At 69.2% G+C, this 16,371-nt stretch carries 16 protein-coding genes; 10 read left to right on the forward strand and 6 right to left on the reverse strand.

Features of this window, described 5'->3' with window-relative positions:
- On the reverse strand, nucleotides 1-443 hold a 443-nt coding region (locus tag AC5WS8_RS27635), incomplete at its 3' end, for an ATP-binding protein (protein ID WP_496106200.1).
- 130 nt (nucleotides 444-573) lie between these two features.
- Here AC5WS8_RS27635 and AC5WS8_RS27640 point away from each other — a divergent pair.
- Nucleotides 574-1,815 (forward strand): helix-turn-helix transcriptional regulator, encoded by a 1,242-nt coding sequence (locus tag AC5WS8_RS27640; protein ID WP_496106201.1) that lies wholly within the window; start codon nucleotides 574-576, stop codon nucleotides 1,813-1,815.
- Nucleotides 1,816-1,880: 65 nt separating this feature from the next.
- Here AC5WS8_RS27640 and cutA read toward each other — a convergent pair whose 3' ends face one another.
- The gene (cutA, locus tag AC5WS8_RS27645) at nucleotides 1,881-2,207 is read right to left on the reverse strand and encodes a divalent-cation tolerance protein CutA (RefSeq protein WP_006143010.1); all 327 of its coding nucleotides are present in this window, start codon (nucleotides 2,205-2,207) and stop codon (nucleotides 1,881-1,883) included.
- Nucleotides 2,208-3,244: 1,037 nt separating this feature from the next.
- Here cutA and AC5WS8_RS27650 point away from each other — a divergent pair.
- The 6 genes from AC5WS8_RS27650 to AC5WS8_RS27675 all read left to right on the forward strand — a co-directional run bounded on the left by AC5WS8_RS27650 (nucleotide 3,245) and on the right by AC5WS8_RS27675 (nucleotide 8,765).
- The gene (locus tag AC5WS8_RS27650; RefSeq protein ID WP_496106202.1) at nucleotides 3,245-4,462 is read left to right on the forward strand and encodes a site-specific integrase; all 1,218 of its coding nucleotides are present in this window, start codon (nucleotides 3,245-3,247) and stop codon (nucleotides 4,460-4,462) included.
- A 491-nt stretch (nucleotides 4,463-4,953) separates the two neighbouring features.
- On the forward strand, nucleotides 4,954-6,252 hold the full coding sequence (pcaDC, locus tag AC5WS8_RS27655; RefSeq protein WP_496106203.1) for a bifunctional 3-oxoadipate enol-lactonase/4-carboxymuconolactone decarboxylase PcaDC: 1,299 nt from the start codon (nucleotides 4,954-4,956) through the stop codon (nucleotides 6,250-6,252).
- A 71-nt stretch (nucleotides 6,253-6,323) separates the two neighbouring features.
- The gene (locus AC5WS8_RS27660; protein ID WP_496106204.1) at nucleotides 6,324-6,959 is read left to right on the forward strand and encodes an MBL fold metallo-hydrolase; all 636 of its coding nucleotides are present in this window, start codon (nucleotides 6,324-6,326) and stop codon (nucleotides 6,957-6,959) included.
- Nucleotides 6,960-7,026: 67 nt separating this feature from the next.
- On the forward strand, nucleotides 7,027-7,806 hold the full coding sequence (locus AC5WS8_RS27665) for an exodeoxyribonuclease III (RefSeq protein ID WP_496106205.1): 780 nt from the start codon (nucleotides 7,027-7,029) through the stop codon (nucleotides 7,804-7,806).
- A gap of 217 nt (nucleotides 7,807-8,023) precedes the next feature.
- The gene (locus AC5WS8_RS27670; protein ID WP_496106206.1) at nucleotides 8,024-8,170 is read left to right on the forward strand and encodes a hypothetical protein; all 147 of its coding nucleotides are present in this window, start codon (nucleotides 8,024-8,026) and stop codon (nucleotides 8,168-8,170) included.
- A 154-nt stretch (nucleotides 8,171-8,324) separates the two neighbouring features.
- Nucleotides 8,325-8,765 carry a DUF6278 family protein gene (locus tag AC5WS8_RS27675; RefSeq protein WP_496106207.1) on the forward strand — a complete coding sequence of 147 codons (441 nt, stop codon included), beginning with the start codon at nucleotides 8,325-8,327 and terminating at the stop codon, nucleotides 8,763-8,765.
- Here the strand turns inward: AC5WS8_RS27675 and AC5WS8_RS27680 are convergent.
- The gene (locus AC5WS8_RS27680; protein WP_496106208.1) at nucleotides 8,762-9,403 is read right to left on the reverse strand and encodes a ScbR family autoregulator-binding transcription factor; all 642 of its coding nucleotides are present in this window, start codon (nucleotides 9,401-9,403) and stop codon (nucleotides 8,762-8,764) included. The two genes, AC5WS8_RS27675 and AC5WS8_RS27680, sit on opposite strands and share 4 nt — an antisense overlap.
- A 111-nt stretch (nucleotides 9,404-9,514) precedes the next feature.
- Between AC5WS8_RS27680 and AC5WS8_RS27685 the strand changes: the two genes are divergently transcribed.
- Nucleotides 9,515-10,411, forward strand: a complete 897-nt coding sequence (locus tag AC5WS8_RS27685; RefSeq protein WP_496106209.1) for a ScbA/BarX family gamma-butyrolactone biosynthesis protein — start codon at nucleotides 9,515-9,517, stop codon at nucleotides 10,409-10,411.
- A gap of 267 nt (nucleotides 10,412-10,678) precedes the next feature.
- Nucleotides 10,679-11,455: an HAD family hydrolase gene (locus tag AC5WS8_RS27690; protein WP_496106210.1), complete on the forward strand. Its 777-nt coding sequence runs from the start codon at nucleotides 10,679-10,681 to the stop codon at nucleotides 11,453-11,455.
- A gap of 81 nt (nucleotides 11,456-11,536) precedes the next feature.
- Here AC5WS8_RS27690 and AC5WS8_RS27695 read toward each other — a convergent pair whose 3' ends face one another.
- From AC5WS8_RS27695 to AC5WS8_RS27705, 3 genes are all read right to left on the reverse strand, one after another.
- Nucleotides 11,537-11,692, reverse strand: coding sequence for a DUF6131 family protein (locus tag AC5WS8_RS27695; RefSeq protein ID WP_496106211.1), 156 nt, complete (start codon nucleotides 11,690-11,692; stop codon nucleotides 11,537-11,539).
- Between the two features lie 302 nt (nucleotides 11,693-11,994).
- Entirely contained in the window at nucleotides 11,995-13,563 is a 1,569-nt protein-coding gene (locus AC5WS8_RS27700) for a CocE/NonD family hydrolase (RefSeq protein WP_496106212.1), read from the reverse strand.
- 116 nt (nucleotides 13,564-13,679) lie between these two features.
- Complete coding sequence (locus tag AC5WS8_RS27705) at nucleotides 13,680-14,426, reverse strand: hypothetical protein (protein ID WP_496106213.1); 747 nt, start codon at nucleotides 14,424-14,426, stop codon at nucleotides 13,680-13,682.
- A gap of 104 nt (nucleotides 14,427-14,530) precedes the next feature.
- On the opposite strand from AC5WS8_RS27705, the gene ggt reads away from it, so the two are divergent.
- The gene (gene ggt, locus AC5WS8_RS27710; RefSeq protein ID WP_496106214.1) at nucleotides 14,531-16,345 is read left to right on the forward strand and encodes a gamma-glutamyltransferase; all 1,815 of its coding nucleotides are present in this window, start codon (nucleotides 14,531-14,533) and stop codon (nucleotides 16,343-16,345) included.
- The last annotated feature ends 26 nt before the right edge of the window (nucleotides 16,346-16,371 follow it).

Raw genomic sequence — 16,371 nt, forward strand, 5'->3', positions numbered from 1 at the left:
GAGATCGCATCGACCAGCCGGATCCCGCGCCCCGATTCGCCGTCGGGTCCGGCTTCCCTGAGCACAGCGGGCGCCGGGTTGTGGTCGGTTACCGAGACACGCACCACGTCGACGGCCACCGTGATGCGGAGCACGACTTCGCCCTCACCGTGGACCACGGCGTTGGTGACCAGCTCCGAAACGGCCAGTACGACGCGCTCCGCCACCGGCTCCGAAACACGGCACCGCCGCAGGAACGCCCTGGCTATGCGCCGCATCTCCCCGACCTTCGCGAGGTCGGGGAGAAGGGCCGCCTGACAGGCATGGGATGCCGCCGGTACCTCTGCCCTCTCCCATGCGCCGGGCTCGTCTTCCTGAACTGGCCTGACGCATGACGCGCCTGCTGTAGCCGCACAGCTACGGATGCCCCCGCCGGGCGGGGCCGCCTCTTGGAGCCTGGTCATGTGGGCTATGGCACCGTGCTGCGACGCCGTCGACCAGGGGAATCCAGAGGGGGAAAATTATGTCAAGGGGGAAACCAGAGGGGGGAATTGAGGCCATGATTGGATTCCCCCACCAATAGAGGTCACACTCATGCCAGACCCGTTCGCCGACCTGCTCCTCCGGCTTCGGCAGGAGGCGGGCCGGACACAGGAGGAGCAGGCGGAGGCGATCAACGCTGTCTCCGGCCGGGACACCATGACCCGCCGAGAGATCAGCCGTTATGAGAACTTCGAGAACATTCCTACCAACCACACAATCGGCCACATCGCGGCGGCCTGCGGTGTCCCCTTCGAGGAACTACAGCGAGAGGCCAAGGCCGCCCGCGCTCGGAAGAGAAAGGGGCATGCCGATGCAGGGGAGGACCAAGACGCCGTGAAGCGTCGCACGCTCCTGGGTAGCGCCACTATCGGCGTGAGCGTGGCCGCCGAGCCCTGGGGGCGCCTCGCCTTCGCCCTCAGCAAGGGGACCAAGATCGATTCGCCCGCTGCCTCTGCGCTCATCGACCGAGCCGCTGAACTGCACGTCCAGGAACTCAACCTCAGCGCGCGGCGGCTACAAAAAACGGTCGAGTCGCATCTTGACGCGATCACTACGGCCCTGCCTCGTGCAGGCGAACACGAAGGCGCTCTCACCATCGCCGCCGGGGAAACCGCCGCTCTGGCCGGTTGGGTGGCCTGGGACCTGGGGGAGCACGATAAAGCCAACGCCTACTACAAAGTCACGTCGCAGTGCGCGGCGGCTGCCGGGCATCCTCCACTCCGAGCCCTGGCCCTGACCTACAGCAGCTACGGCGCTTTGACGCCAAAGGCGAAGATGGAGTTCCTCTCCCAAGCCGCCAACGACGTGCGAGGCCACGGTAACGCTACTGCTGCCGCCTGGGTTCTCGGTAGGCACGCGGAAGAAGCTGCGGCGGCCGGCGACGAGGTGGGGGCGCTCCAGGCGTTAGACCGAGCGCGCTTCGCCTACGATTTCGCGGACCACACCAGCGAGCAGGCATGGGTCAGGTTCGTGACCCCATACCGCATGGACTCGTTGGCCCTGTCCGTGTACGGCCAGCTGAGGCGCCCCGAGCTCACGTCCACAGCTGATACCGCGGTCGACCGCCTCGGAGACGGGCTACCGGACGGAGGCGTCGTAGTCCTCGGTGATCTGGCGTCGGCCCTACTGCGTGGGGGTGACGTCGACCAAGGCGTCTACGTGGCCCGCCAGTTCGCTGCGGCGGCACAGGCCAAGCCCAACACCATGGGCAAGGAGCGGGCGGCGGCTATTGCAGCGTTGCTCCCTGACAGCGAGCACGAACTTGCCGTTCATTTCCGGCGGTTCGCATCCTGATCCACCTCGGGTGGCACGCGGCAAGCCCAGGGCACCAACGTCACCGACGCCCGGCCCGTGGCTCCTCAGTCGGATTCCGTCTCCTCGAAGACCCAGGACAGGTACGCCTCCGACCCGCCGGTTACGGGCAGTGTGATCCATTGGGGGACGTCGTACGAGTGCTTCTCGTGCACCCACGCTTCTAGCGCGGGAAGGCGGTCCGTCGTAGTCATATACGAGATGCGCCACTCCCGCGCCGCCTCGACCTTCCCCTTCCACCAGTAGAAGGCGGTGATTGGCGCATCGATGTGAACTCCCGCTGCCAGCTTGCTCTCGACCGCACCTCGGGCCAGCATCGTCGCCTGCCCCTCGTCGTCGCTGGTTGTCTGAGCAATCACAATATCGTGGGCCATGCAACTACCTCTCCAGCTCGGGTACCGCGACCCTACCCAGCCGTCCAGGGCACACCGAGAGCCGGTCGCCACCTCTCAAGGCGAGTGAGGGCTCGACCACGACCTGTACCAGTCAAGTGACGGCGGGCCATGCGGGGTGGCGCGTCGCTTCGGCACCGCGGTGGCAGGTTCTCATCAACGAGGTTGTGCGGCTGCATTATGCAGGCGCCGGGACCGTGCGCTTCACAAGCCCGCGACAGGAGGACTTGCTGGCTGTCGGCGGGCATTCGCTCACGGCAGACGAGAAATAGGACCACAGGACTGGATACCTCCGTCCGGACCATGTCAACGTACAACGTCCCGGAAAACACCAGGCCAGGATGTGCAGATGCTCCACTGCGGCCCAGGTTGCGAAATGCCTTGGAATCCTGCACCCGTGTGACTGCCTTGCTGGCAGGGCTCCTACTTGGGGAGGTCCGCCTGTCTGACCCCGCTATTCGATCCGCTCGCTTCACTGCACCCGCTCTTTATACCCGCGGCACGTCTGAACGCCTGGTACAGCCAGGCAGCCGGCGACTACGGGACCCTTTCCGTCGGGCTGTACGTCTGCCTTTGCGTGGCTGGCCTGTTCGGCGAGGACCTGTTGCAACCCGGCTATCGCAGCGTCAGTGCCGCCCTCGCATACTGTGCGGCACCTCTTGGCGCCGCAACACGGCAAGTGGCACTCGCCATCAGGACGAGCGACTCGCTGCCCGGAATCTCGACCGCCTCACCGATGACGGTCTGCTGGTGCTCGCCACGGACGGCGCGCACCTGGTTGCGCGTCGGCTGGCCCTGGCTGCGGCGGGCCTAAGCAGATGCCGCCTTCGTGATGCGGTGCGCAACATAGACGACGATCGCCGGTTAGCAAAACCGGCGATCGTGAGGTTCCTTGAGGACGTTCGCATGCGCGGCTGTGCTTGGCGGCGGAGCTGCAGCGAACTCAGCAGCCCGTGAAACGGAATGGCACTGGTCTGGTGCCAGCCAGATGATCCGGCGCCCTGCTGGTGCAGGTCCCCTTGAAGGAGAGTGAGTACCCCCTGTCCGTTCCGATCAAGAAGCTTCCGCCCAACTCCAAGGGGCAGGTGCGCTACCGGTTCGTAGTCGACGTGGGTGTCGACCCTGCCACCGGGAGGCGGAAGCAGCTGACGCGTACGTTCGCCACTCTCAAGGAGGCAAAGGCTGAGTACGCGCGCATTACCAACCGCCGCGAGGAAGGGACATTCGTACCTCCCAACCAGATAACTGTTAATGAGTGGCTTGATCAGTGGCTGGCCATGAAAGCAGAGGATCTGGAAGAGACCACTGTCTACAACTATCGGGTCACCCTCGACCGGGTTCGGGGGAGGCTGGGGCGCATCCGGCTTCAGGAACTCACCGAGGAAGATGTAGAAGAGTGGATGCACTGGGCGTTGAAGCACGGGCGTGTACGTGGTGGTAAAGCAGGTACACCGCTGGGAGTGACCAGCGTGGAAATGAGTCTCGCCCGATTGAAGGACGCCCTGAATCGAGCCGTTACGCGTCGGCTAGTAACCATGAATGTAGCCCAACATGTGACCATCCCACGTAGGGCACGTAAAGAAGAGCGAAAGAAGAAGCAGGAGGTGAAGCCGTGGAACGTGCAGGAGATTCAGGCGTTCATTCACGGTGTCCGGACAGAACGGCTTTACGCTGCCCTCTTGCTGTCCCTCATGGGTCTACGTCCGGCTGAAGTCTGCGGACTCCGATGGGAAGACGTGGACTTGGAAGCCGCCGCGATCACCATAGCCAACACGCGGACGATGATGGGAAATCGGTACGTTGTGGAGAAGGACACCAAGTCCCTGGCTGGGGAACGGGATCTTCCTTTGCCGGCACCGGTGCTGGCTGCCCTCAAGTCGTTCAGCGCTCTCCAAGCCAAGGAGAAGCTCGTCCTCGGTGAGGCTTACTCGGATTCCGGATACGTCGTGGTGCACGAGACCGGGGCAGCCTTCACGATCAAGCAGCTCCGCAGACGCGCTTACCGGCTCATGGAGATCCTTGAACTCCGCAGAGTGCGCCTCTACGACGCTCGCTCCTCCTGCCTCACATACCTCGCCAACAAAGGCGTGCCGGATCACATCCTTGCCCGGTGGGCCGGACACACGAACGTCAAGACCACCAAGAAGTGGTACGTGAAGCCGGACGTGGAGGACCTCCGCGGAGCCGCCACAACGTGGGACGGCCTGCACGGTGCTGCGACGGAGGGGCAAGCGTGAATCAGGCGGCCTGCCGATTGAGGGACCTGCCCAGCGGTATGGCAGTCAAATCGAGGTGACCCGGAGGCCGGCTGCTGGTTGTGGGCCAGCGACGGCAACGGGGGAGGGGCGGCCAAGCTGCGGCCAACGTCTCCCCTCCTGCGAGGCAAGGCAGAGCTTGCCCGCCGTGTGGCGTTCGGGCTGTTCGTCGGTGAATCCCGGAAGGTTTTCAGGTGCGTCATGCCGACCTTGGGGACGGCACTACACGCTTTGCTGCAAACCAGACCGTCTGGAAGCCGTGCCGAGGGTGGGAAGCTGGGCGGCGCAGGGATTGGGAGGGTGCGCGAGCCGGGAGGACGCACTGTCCCCACGGTCAGGCGTGCACATCGAAGAACCCGTACGTGGACCCATGAGGGTCTCGGCGGTGCCGGGCGTGCCGCGCCGCGAGGGTCACGAGCCGCCGGGTTCACCTGGCCGTGTGAGATTTCGTGAGACGTGAGAGGGTCTGGGGCGTGAGTGAGACACCCCCGAACACCCTGCAATACCGCTTTGACGGGCCAGAAGACGCTCCGGTCCTGATCTTGGGTCCCTCACTGGGTACCACATGGCACATGTGGGACCGCCAGGTCCCGGAGCTCGCCAAGCAGTGGCGGGTCTTCCGCTTCGACCTGCCCGGCCACGGGGGCGCACCCGCCCATCCTGCGGGCGCCGTCGCCGACCTCACCGTCCGCCTGCTCGCCACCCTCGACGCGCTCGGGGTGCAGCGCTTCGGCTTCGCCGGATGCGCCCTCGGCGGCGCGGTGGGCATCGAACTGGCGCTGCGCCACCCCGAGCGTCTGGCCTCGCTCGCGCTGATCGCCGCCTCGCCCCGCTTCGGTACGGCCGACGAGTTCCGCCAGCGCGGCGTGATCGTGCGGACGAACGGACTGGACCCGATCGCCCGCACGTCTCCGGAGCGCTGGTTCACCTCGGGGTTCGCCGCCGCGCAGCCCGCGATCACCGAGTGGGCCGTGCAGATGGTCCGCACCACCGACCCCGGCTGCTACATCGCGGCCTGCGAGGCGCTGGCCGCCTTCGACGTACGGGCCGAGCTGGGCTGTATCGGCGTACCGACCCTGGTCCTCGTCGGCTCCGAGGACCGGATCACCGGACCTGCCGAGGCACGCACCCTGGTCGCCGGCATCCCGGACGCCCGGCTCGCGGTCGTGCCCGGCGCCTCCCACCTGGTGCCCGTGGAGCAGCCCGCGGCGGTCACCGACCTGCTCGTCCACCACTTCTCGACCGCGTGGCAGCCCGCGTTCGACGCGACCACCGGCCAGATGACGGCCATCACGGCGCCCCCGGCGAAGCCGGTGCCGGCCGCGCCTCCGCCGGTGGCCCCCATAGCCGAGATCGCACCGCCCGCGGCCCCGCCCCAGCCCGCGGCCCGGTCCGATCCGTACGGCACCGGGATGAGGATCCGCCGCGAGGTGCTCGGCGACGCGCACGTCGACCGGGAGCTTGCATCGGCGGACGACTTCTCCGGGGACTTCCAGGAGTTCCTCACCCGCTACACCTGGGGCGAGATCTGGGACCGGCCCGGCCTCGACCGGCGCACCCGCAGCTGTGTGACCCTCACCGCGCTGGTCGCGGGCGGCCACCTGGACGACCTCGCCGCGCACACCCGGGCAGCCCTGCGCAACGGCCTCACTCCCGCCGAGATCGGGGAAGTGCTGCTCCAGGCGGCGGTCTACTGCGGCGTACCGGCCGCCAACCGGGCGTTCAAGGTGGCACAGCAGGTCATCCGGGAGGAAACGACCCCGCAGGGGTGATCGTCTGCCGGGTGGCAGGAGCACCACGCTGCGCGGGGCTCCGGCCGCCCATGTGGAGGGAGGATGGACCCATGAGGCTCACGAAGAAGTCGCACGCCTGCATCCGGCTGGAGAAGGACGGGCGGACGCTCGTCATCGATCCCGGCACGTTCAGCGAGGAGGACGCCGCGGTGGGCGCGGACGCCGTCCTGGTCACGCACGAGCACCTCGACCACTTCAACGAGGACCGGCTGCGGGCCGGCATGGAGGCCAACCCGGGCGCGGAGATCTGGACACTGAAATCGGTCGCCGAGCAGATCCAGGCGGCGTTCCCGGGCCGTGTGCACACCGTCGGCCACGGTGACACCTTCACCGCCGCCGGCTTCGACGTCCAGGTGCACGGCGAACTCCACGCCGTGATCCACCCGGACATCCCGCGCGTCACGAACGTCGGCTATCTGATCGACGGCGGCAAGGTCTTCCACCCCGGCGACGCCCTCACGGTCCCCGACCACCCCGTCGAGACGCTGATGCTCCCGGTGATGGCGCCCTGGAACAAGATCGCCGAGGTGATCGACTACGTCCGGGAGGTCAAGCCGCAGCGCGCGTACGACATCCACGACGCCCTGCTGACGGACCTGGCCCGCCCGATCTACGACAGCCAGATCGGCGCCCTGGGCGGAGCCGAGCACCTGAGGCTGACGCCGGGCGCGTCGGCGCAGGTCTGAGCGCCGGAGGCAGCCCGGGAGACAGGGCGGGGGCCGGTTGTCGTACCCGCCGGGTAGGTTGTGAGGCATGCGCATCGCGACCTGGAACGTGAACTCGATCACCGCCCGCCTCCCCAGGCTCCTGGCCTGGCTGGAGAGCAGCGGCACGGACGTGCTCTGCCTCCAGGAAGCCAAGATCGCCGAGGACCAGTTCCCGTACGACCAGCTGCGCGAGCTGGGCTACGAGGCCGCGGTCCACGCGGACGGCCGGTGGAACGGGGTCGCGGTGCTCTCCCGCGTCGGCCTGGCGGACGTGGTCAAGGGCCTGCCCGGCGACCCCGGCTACGACGGCGTCGAGGAGCCCCGCGCCGTCTCGGCGACGTGCGGTCCGGTCCGCGTCTGGTCGGTCTACGTGCCGAACGGGCGTGAGGTGGACCACCCGCACTACGCGTACAAGCTGCGGTGGTTCGAGGCGCTGAAGTCGGCCGTCGCGGGCGACGCCGCGGGCAGCCGCCCGTTCGCGGTGCTGGGCGACTACAACGTGGCACCGACGGACGACGACGTCTACGACATCACGGCCTTCGAGGGCTCGACCCATGTCACCCCGGCCGAGCGCGCCGCCCTGGCCTCCCTGCGCGAGGCCGGTCTCCAGGACGTGGTGCCGCGCCCGCTGAAGTACGACCACCCCTTCACCTACTGGGACTACCGCCAGCTCTGCTTCCCCAAGAACCGCGGTATGCGGATCGACCTGGTGTACGGCAACAAGGCGTTCGCCAAGGCGGTCAAGGACGCCTACGTGGACCGCGAGGAGCGCAAGGGCAAGGGCGCCTCGGACCACGCGCCCGTCGTGGTGGACCTGGAACCGTAACGGCTGGGATGCGACGGCAGGGCTGCGTCGTCGTCCCGGGCGGTCACTCGCCACGCGTGGACCCGTTCGGGGAAGTCCCGCGCCGCCGTCCGGCCGTCGGGCGGCCACCGCCCGGGACCGACGGTCCGGCCGGTCACGCCGCACCCTGCCCGCGGCGGAGGCGTTCCGGGCTCGTGGTCTGCTGAGCCCGGGACCCACCGAGGCAGGCTCCGTGCCGGTGGCCCGCTACCTGGTCGCCGCCACCGGTGCCGTGCACGGCGAGGACGACACCCCGGGGCCTGCCCCTTGGCTGTCGGCCTTCTCGTGGAACGGAAGCCGGTGGCAGCGCGCGGCCCACGCGAACTTAAATCCGCTCACCGGATGATCGCGTACCGAGGAGACACAGGTGATGACGGAATCGCCCCTCCGGCGACGCCACGGGGCAGCGCCGAATGGGTTGGCCGAACGGCGCGGTCCTGGGCGCAGTCGCCTCTGCGCGCCTGTGGTGTCCCGGAGCGCGCCGGTGTCACGCTGGGCGTATGAACATCTCCTTCCTGGGCAACTGGCGCAAGAAACGCGACCCCGCCTTGGGCGTCGCGGTGTTCTCCGACGGTGACGCCGACGCGTCCGCCGTCACCGGACTGCTGTCCGAATGTGAGCTGCTGCGTTCCCACGCCGAGCGGGCGGGCGTCGAACTCGACGACTCCTGCGCCTCGTTGGAGGCGCTCGACCAGCTCCTGCCGCGCTGGCGCGACGACGAGGAGATCCTGCCCTGGCTCGGTAACGACGCGGGCCTCTACCTGGGCACGGTCATCGTGCGCACGGTCCCTGGCGCGGCGTGGGAGATCTGGCCGAACGGCCACCCCGTGGTCCGGCTGGCCTCCGGCCGTGAGATCGACGTGGTCACCGACGGCCACACCTGGGCCTCCACGGGCGCCCCCGAGCTGTCCCACGTGTACGCCGAAGTGGCCGAGACCTAGCCGCGGACGTCCGCGGCCACCTGGGCGCCCACCGTGGCCAGCAGCGCCCGGGGCGCGGGCTCGGCCTGGAGGCCTGGAAGGAGCAGCAGCCACAGGGCGGTCAGACGGTCCTCGATCAGCAGCCGGTCGTCGAGGGCGTCGGAGAGCGTGTGCAGCCCGAAGAACGCCGCGACCAGAGTGGGCGCGTCGCGGCTGGGCTCCGCCCCGGACGCGAGATCCCCGTCGGCGCGCGCCTGGGTGAGCATCCGTTCGACCGTGGCGATCCAGTCCACGAACGGCGGGGGCATCTCGACGTCGATGGACTTCCGCTCGGACCACAGCCGCGCACCCGCGCGGACGAGGACGTCGTCCCTGAACGCCCGTGCGACCGCGAAGCTCAGCCGGACGAGCTTGTGCAGGGCCGGCTCGGGAACGGCGTCATGGCGCGCGATCACGGCGGGCCAGGCTGCGAAATGGGCCCGCACCACGGCAAGGGCGAGCTGTTCCTTGTTGCCGTAGTGGAAATAGATGGCCCCGCTGGTGCGGCCGGACCGTTCACCGATGTCGTTGATACTGGTGCCCGCGTACCCCCGTTCGAAGAACAGGTGAGCCGCTGCCAGCAGTACCGCTCTCCGCGTTTCTTCTGCCCGATCCTGCACGCGATGTCCCTCGTCCGTCGATGCGGTGGCGAGGAGGAATGTAGCCGTGTCGCAGGAAGGGCAGGAGAGCCGGGCATGCGAAAGCAGCAATGGTCTTATTAGCTTTTTTTCATGGATTCCCGTGTCTGCTGTTCGTCCCTGAGCCGGTCCAGAACCGTCGAACGTGAGACGGTCCACCGGACCTCGGTGGCCGAGGTGCTGCTGACGGACGTCCGCCCCTGCGGGCCGCTCACCTTCTGTGCCGCCGTCGCGTGGACGCGTTCGCATCCCACGTTCCCCCGCGGCCGGGACGACCGGCACAGCCCCTGGATGCTCGTCGAGACACTGCGCCAGCTCGGAATCTGCGTTCCGCTGCGCCACTTCGGCGTGCCCGCCACGGCGCACTTCCTGATCGATGACGTCTCCTTCCGGCTCGACCCGGCCGCGGAACCCACCGCGCCGCACGGCGCCACCGAGGTCACCTGCCGGGCCTCCGTGGGAGACCTCCGCACCGACCGGAGCGGGACCAAGGTGACCGCGCTGCGCATGCGGGCCGAATTCCGCGCCGACGGTCGCACGTTCGGGCACGCGGCGGGCGGGGCCCGCATCCTCGGCGCCCGGCGGTACGCGCAACTCCGCGCGCGGTCCGCGGCGGCGGCCCCGGAGCCGAGCCGGCGCCCCCGGCCGCAACCCGCCGTCCTGGGGCTCGAGTCGAGAGCCGACGTACTGGTCTCGCGGCAGGACGACGGCGTTCTGATGGACCCGGCCGATCCACGCCACCCCTACTACTTCGACCACGGCACCGACCATGTGCCCGGGATGGCCCTGCTGGAGGCGGCGCGACAGGCGATCGCCCTGCGCAGCGGGGGACTTCTTCTCCGGCCGGTTTCCGGCCGTATGACAGCCTTGAAGTTCACCGAACACGCACCGCCCGCGGTCCTTCACTGCTCCCCGTACGGCGGTACCGGATTCTTCCGCATCCGGCAGAACGGCGAGCGTACGGCCGAAGGTGTGCTGCGTTATCGATGAGACGTCACCCACACGTGGGTATTGCGGTGGCAAATCTTCACGACTGCTCCGAATGAGCGTAACGTTCATTATGTTTCTGGTTCCGGATGCGGTCAGGACCACCGCAGACCGCGATGTGTGACCCATGCGTACGTGAACCAGTCATCTCCGCCTGCGATGTCACGCTTTCCTGAAGTGAAGAAAGCCCAGCAGGCGCAACCGGCATCCCCACCGGCGGATCGTGCCGCCTTCCGGCCGTTCCGTCCTGCGCCAGAGAACGGCACGCACATGACGACCCATCGAATTTTCGACTGGACTCCACAGGCAGTCGTCTTCGACTGCGACGGCACCCTGGTGGACTCCGAGCGGCACTGGCAGCAAGCGCGCGACACCGTCCTGCGCGACCACGGAGTCGTACCCGACGCGCAGTTCGCGCACCACAGCAAAGGCCTGCACTACACCGAGTGCGGTGCCCTCATGGCCCGCCTCGCGGGCAGACCGGAGCGAGCAGAGGAGATGACCCGGCAACTCCTTGCGGCGTTCCGTGTTCTCGTCGCCGGGGATCCCGTGCCGATGCCCGGAGCGCGGGCCCTGGTGACGGCCCTGAGCCGGGTGGCACCTCTGGCCGTGGCCAGCAACTGCCCCGCAGACGTGGTGGAGCACTCCCTGGAGGCCGTGGGACTGCGGCACCACTTCCGGCACATCGTCGTGCCCGGCGCGCGCGTACGCCCCAAACCGCACCCCGGCGTCTACGCCGAGGCCGTCCGGCGCCTGGGTGTCGAGGGCGGCCGGGCCCTGGCCGTCGAGGACTCGGTCAACGGGCTGAGGGCCGCCGGTGCGGCGGGCCTGCGGGCCATCGGAGTGGGGCGGCGGCCCGGCGGCGAGGCCGCGGCCCTGGCGGACCTCTGGGTGGACTCGCTGGACGACGCCCGGCTGCTGGCCTGGGTGCGCAGCAGGGGCACCGCGCTGCGCGACGAGGCCGGCACCGCACGTCCTGCCCCGCCCCGGCCGACGGTCCCCAGGCAGGGCGGCCCGGCCCAGTCCGGCACCTGGGCCGCTCCCTGACGACGGGTCCCGCCGTCCGCCCTGACGGCGGGACCCGTCGCATGCCACCGGCGGTGGCGGCGCCCCGGCAACAGGCCGGCGCTACCAGTAGTGCCGTCGCCCGAAGACCGCGTGTCCGAGGGAACCGAGGAGCCACAGCACGGCCCCGATGACGGCCAGGATGATCCCGATCGTCCAGAGAATGGCGATGTTCGCGACGAACCCGATGATGAGGAGAATGATCCCCAGGATGACCATGACGCCTCCCGACGCTGGCTGCCGCCGGGCCGAGACTCCTTGAGCTGTGCCCGATAAATCCTATTTATCGGATTCCCGGCGCGCCATGCCCCAAACCAGACCGCGGGAGCCGACCCGGTGCCACGGCTCAGGCGGGCGAAGAGCCACACGTCCGCCCCACATGTCGAGCCGGGTCTCGACTACGATGTGCCGTTCATCCCCGTGGTGTTGGTGGCCGTGGGGATCCCTCGCGGTCCGTCGACCGCGAGGGGAATGGGGAGCAGCAGCTCAGAGGGCCGGGCCCGGGCGGCGGCAGCCGAAGATCACTGCTCGCGCAGCGGAATCGACACGTAGGACGGGTCGTTCGCGGGCGAGGAGAAGGTCAGCTGTGCGCCGGACGGGTTGTGCTCGATGTACAGCGGGTCCACCGTGTCGATGACCAGAGCGAGGCGGTGCCCGGCCGGGACGTCGTAGGCCGTGGAGAAGAGCTCCAGGTCGACGCCGAACGGCGTGCCGGGCGTCCGCCCGTGCCAGGTGTACGGCGCGTTGCTGACCAGCTTGCCGAGGCCGAGCGGGCCCACGTCGTACAGGTATGCGACGAGGGTTCCGCTCTCCTCGGTGGGCGTGAGTGTGGTGTGCAGTTTCGCCGTACCCCGGACGTGCTGGGCGCTTGCGTACTTCTCCGACTTCCATACGGCGGCCCAGCGGCGCGGCAGCAGCGGGATCGACGCGACCGGCGGGAGGTGGGCCACCTGGTCGATGATGCTGGAGAGGAAGACGATCCCGCCGTCCGCGCCGGAGTCCACGTTCGCGTGGATCGTGGTGGTGCCCGCGAGGCCGATCTTCTTCCGCGTCGCGCCCACCGACTTCCAGTCCGGGTAGCCCTCGTAGCCGCCGGTGGAGCGGGATTTCAGCTCGACCGGCTGCTCGCGGTCGATCCCGTTGTCCGCGCCCTTGAGGTAGTGGTCGAACCAGCGCCCGGTGTCGGTCCACACGTCGTTGGGCAGCCCGAACAGGCCGGTCAGTTCCGGGGTGGCGTGGTCGCCGGGGCGCAGCTCCAGTCTCTTCGGGACCGTCAGCTTCTCGTAGAAGTCGGCGTACTGGTTGGGCGGGAAGACCGTGTCGCCCCAGGCGTTGGTGAGCAGCACCGCGGGGCCGTTCCTGTTGAGCTGGTCGACGTAGGTCGCCGGAGAGCGCTTCTTGCCCCAGGCGATCAGCTCCGGCTCCTTGGCGAGGTTGGAGGCGTAGAAGTCGTCGAACGTCTGCCGCAGCTCCGGACTCTCGCGGCCGGTGAGCGTGGCCGCGCCGTCCAGCACGGCGGCCGCCTGGACGTGCTGGGTGCGGCCCGAGTAGATCGAGTCGATCAGGTCGGCCCAGCCGCTGAGCGAGGCGACCGCCCTGATGCGCTTGTCGTGCGCGGCGGCGAGCAGACTGATGCCGGCGCCGTAGGAGACGCCCGCCATGCCGATGTGCCGTGCGTCGGACGGGGTGTGGACGAGCGCCCAGTCGATCACCCTGGAGGCGTCGGCTGTGTCGGGTGGCCCCGCGACTTCTATCGTGCCGCCGGACTGCCAGAAGCCGCGCACGTTGTAGGTGACCACCACATAACCGGAGTCCGCGAGCTTCCGCGCCTGCACCAGGTACTCGGCCTGCGGCAGGCCCCAGCTGGTCGGGAGGACGATGAGCGGGTAGCGGCGCGCACCGTCCGCGTCCGCCGGCGTGACGACGTTCGCCTTGAGGACCGTGCCCCCGTCACCGGCGATGTCGACGAACCGGACGCCGTTCCCGGCGGCCTGCGCGGTGGGGGCGAGTCCGAGTCCGCCGCCGGCGATCAGTGTCGCCGAGACGGCACCCACGGCGGTCGTGCGCAGGGCCTTGCGGGATGTTCCCACGGGTCACTCCTCACTCGTGTCAGTGCAAAGTGACCCGACGGTAACCGTGGAGCCTTACCAGAGGTAACCCGCCGGTAAGTTACGTGCCAGTAAAGATTTTTTAGATGTGCGTGAACCTAGGAGGCGCGGTGTGAGCTGCGTGGGGCCGGAGTCGGCGCCGGAGCCTGCGCGGCGCGCGTGACGTCTCCCACCAGCTCCACCACATCGGGGCCGTACGCCTGCGAGTTGACGACCTTCAGGAGCAGCACGAAGGAGTTGTTGCCGTACTTGCGGTGCAGTCGTTCGTGGTTGCGGGCGAGATAACGGGTCGCGGCCTGGTTGGTGATCGCGCGCTGGCCGCTGAAGAGGAACACCGGCCTCGACAGGCCCGCCGTGATCCGGGCCAGCAGGACGTACTCGGTGACGCCGCGTTCCATGCGGTAGCGCTCGCCGCCGATCTCGAACGCGCCCTGGTCCGGACCCCGTTCCGGGTCGAGATTGACCCGCACGCCCGGCAGCATGGCCGACAGATGGGCCAGCATCCGGCGGTTCGACCCCGGCCCGCCCACACAGAACTCGGTCCGCTCACCGAAGCCCTGTTGTGCCTCATCCTGGGTGACGACCTGGACGTTCGCCCCGCAGTCCTTGATGAGGGCGGACAGTTCCAGGAGGGCGAACACGTCGTGGCGGTGCACCGCCAGATCCGGGCTCCCGGCGTCGCGGTTGACCACCAGCAGCGATTCGGAGTTGTCGGGCAGCCCGAAGAACGCCTGCTTGCGCCGAAGCCTGCGCTTCCACAGAGAGGTTCGGGCCACCCAGCCGATGGCGGCACTGATGCCGGCCGCGACCACGCCCAGGACGATGTTGCGCACGTCGTCGTTCATGGCCGCGCATGCTAGTCCCCCGTCCGGCCCACCCCTCCAGGCGGTGCTGACGGGGCCATGGCAATGTGGTTACCCTGCGTGGACGCACGTCACTGGAGGTACGGATGCGTCGCCCTGTCGCGCGGAAACTGGCGGTTTCGGCGGTCTCGGCCGCCCTGGTGTCGGTGGGGGCGGCGGCACCGCCGCACGCCGCCCCGGCACCGCGGGAATCGATCCCGCAGAAGGTGCCCGTGGCCGTCGGCTACGGCGGTGCCGTGGCGAGCGTCGACGCGGACGCGTCCGCCGCCGGGATCGAAGTCCTGAAGAAGGGCGGCAACGCCGTCGACGCGGCCGTCGCCACCGCCGCCGCGCTCGGCGTCACCGAGCCGTACTCCGCGGGCATCGGCGGAGGCGGCTACTTCGTCTACTACGACGCCAAGTCCCGCACCGTGCACACGATCGACGGCCGCGAGACGGCACCGCTCAGGGCCGACGCGAACCTGTTCGTGGAGAACGGCAAACCGCTCGCCTTCGCCGACGCCGTCAGCAGCGGCCTGAGCGTCGGCACCCCGGGCACGCCTGCCACCTGGCAGAAGGCGCTGGACCGGTGGGGCACCGAGCGGCTCGGCACGGTGCTGAAGCCGGCCGAGCGGTTGGCCCGGGAAGGCTTCACCGTCGACGGCACCTTCCGCTCGCAGACCGCCTCCAACGAGACCCGCTTCCGGTACTTCCCGGACACGGCCAAGCTGTTCCTGCCGGGCGGACGGCTCCCCGTGGTGGGCTCCACCTTCACCAACCCCGACCTCGCCCGCACCTACGAGGAACTGGGCCGCAAGGGCATGGGCGTCCTCTACCACGGCGACCTCGGCAAGGACATCGTCGCCACCGTCGACAAGCCGCCGGTGGACCCGGCCTCCGGCTGGAACGCCCGCCCGGGCAAGCTGTCCGAGAAGGACCTCGCGGCCTACCGGGCGAAACTCCAGGCGCCCACGAAGACCTCCTACCGCGGCCTCGGCGTCTACTCCATCGCGCCCTCCTCCTCCGGCGGCACGACCGTCGGCGAGGCGCTCAACATCCTGGAGCGGACCGACCTCTCCAAGGCGAGCGAGGTGCAGTACCTGCACCACTACATCGAGGCGAGCCGTATCGCGTTCGCGGACCGCGGTCGCTGGGTCGGCGACCCCGCCTTCGAGGACGTGCCGACGAAGGAACTCCTCTCCCAGACGTACGCCGACTCGCGCGCGTGCCTCATCAAGGACGACGCGGTGCTCAGCAGCCCGCTCGCGCCCGGCGACCCGCGCCACCCGGCTCCCTGCGCGACCGGCGGCACGGCGGCCCCGACGACGTACGAGGGTGAGAACACCACGCACCTCACGGTCGCCGACAAGTGGGGCGACGTCGTCTCCTACACCCTCACCATCGAGCAGACCGGCGGCAGCGGCATCACCGTTCCGCACCGCGGCTTCCTGCTCAACAACGAGCTGACGGACTTCTCCTTCACGCCCGCCGACCCGGCCGTGCACGACCCGAACCTGCCCGGTCCGGGCAAGCGCCCGCGCTCCTCGATCTCCCCGACGATCGTCCTCGACCAGCAGGGCCGCCCGGTCGTCGCGCTCGGCTCGCCGGGCGGCGCGACCATCATCACGACCGTGCTGCAGACCCTGACCGGGTTCCTGGACCGTCACCTGCCCCTCGTCGACGCGATCGCCGCGCCCCGCGCGAGCCAGCGCAACGCCGCGAGGACGGAACTCGAACCCGCCCTCTACAACAACAGCGACCTGCGCGCCCGGTTGGAGGCCATCGGTCACTCCTTCACGCTGAACCCGGAGATCGGGGCGGCGACGGGCGTCCAGCGCCTGCCGGGCGGCAAGTGGCTGGCCGCCGCGGAGAAGGTGCGACGCGGCGGCGGCTCGGCGATGGTGGTCGACCCGGCGCCGTGACCCACGGTCGCCGGGCCGCCGGGCGG

Source organism: Streptomyces sp. PTL18, from assembly GCF_059510295.1.